We start from the raw sequence: 1,559 nt of genomic DNA, 5'->3' as shown, positions 1-1,559 counted from the left end.
GGACGAATTTTAAAATCAGAAGGGAGTGCCATTAATGCCAGAAACAAAGAATGAATCTACCTATCAGCCCATGACATTCGATGCCATAAAAATCGGCTTGGCCTCACCGGACAAAATCCGTGAGTGGTCCCATGGCGAGGTGCTGAAGCCGGAAACCATAAATTACAGGACCTTGAAGCCTGAGAGGGATGGTCTGTTCTGCGAGAGGATTTTCGGACCCAGCAAGGATTGGGAGTGCCACTGTGGCAAGTATAAAAAAATCAGATACAAGGGCGTTGTCTGTGACCGCTGCGGCGTTGAGGTGACCAAGTCCAGCGTCCGCAGAGAGAGAATGGGCCACATAGAGCTTGCGGCTCCGGTATCCCATATCTGGTATTTCAAGGGGATTCCCAGCCGCATGGGGCTGATTCTGGATCTGTCCCCCAGAGTGCTGGAGAAGGTTTTGTATTTCGCATCCTACATCGTTTTGGACGCCGGAGAATCCAATCTGGAGTACAAGCAGGTGTTGTCGGAGAAGGAATATCAGGACGCAAGGGAGACCTGGGGCAATAAATTCCGTGTAGGCATGGGAGCGGAGGCAATCAAGGAGCTTCTGCAGGCCATTGATCTGGAAAAGGAATCTGCGGAATTGAAGACAGGACTGAGAGAGTCCTCCGGCCAGAAGCGGGCCAGAATCATAAAGCGCCTTGAGGTAGTGGAGGCCTTCCGTGGCTCGGGAAATAAGCCTGAGTGGATGATCATGGATGTGATTCCGGTGATTCCCCCCGATATCCGCCCTATGGTACAGCTGGACGGCGGACGGTTTGCCACATCCGATTTAAACGATCTGTATAGAAGAATTATTAACAGGAATAATCGTCTGAAGAGGCTTTTGGAGCTGGGCGCGCCTGATATTATCGTGCGCAATGAGAAGAGAATGCTTCAGGAGGCGGTGGACGCTCTGATCGACAACGGCAGGAGAGGACGTCCCGTTACGGGCCCTGGCAACAGGGCGTTAAAATCCCTTTCTGATATGTTAAAGGGAAAATCCGGACGGTTTCGTCAGAACCTGTTGGGAAAGCGTGTTGACTACTCCGGACGTTCCGTTATCGTGGTGGGGCCGGAGCTTAAGATTTATCAGTGCGGTCTTCCCAAGGAGATGGCAATCGAGCTGTTCAAGCCCTTTGTGATGAAGGAGCTGGTTGCCAGAGGCATCAGCCAGAATATTAAAAATGCAAAGAAGCTGGTGGAAAGACTTGACACCCAGGTCTGGGATGTGCTGGAGGAGGTGATCAAGGAGCATCCCGTGATGCTCAACCGAGCTCCGACTCTGCACAGACTTGGCATACAGGCTTTTGAGCCCATTTTGGTAGAGGGTAAGGCAATCAAGCTGCATCCTCTGGTATGTACTGCGTTCAACGCAGACTTTGACGGAGCCCAGATGGCGGTGCATCTTCCCTTGTCCGTGGAGGCACAGGCGGAGTGCCGTTTCCTGCTTCTGTCTCCCAACAACCTGTTAAAGCCCTCAGACGGCGGTCCTGTTGCCGTTCCTTCTCAGGATATGGTTTTGGGAATCTACT

General features: G+C 52.1%; 1 protein-coding gene. It reads left to right on the top strand.

Annotation, left to right across the window (positions count from 1 at the left end; genetic code table 11):
• Positions 1–34 precede the first annotated feature (34 nt).
• Positions 35–1,559: DNA-directed RNA polymerase subunit beta' (locus tag AC1WIP_RS15755; RefSeq protein WP_481142716.1), on the top strand; the 1,525-nt coding region annotated here is incomplete at its 3' end.

This window comes from Acetatifactor sp., assembly GCF_982438285.1.
This window is presented reverse-complemented; position numbering and strand designations above follow the sequence as displayed.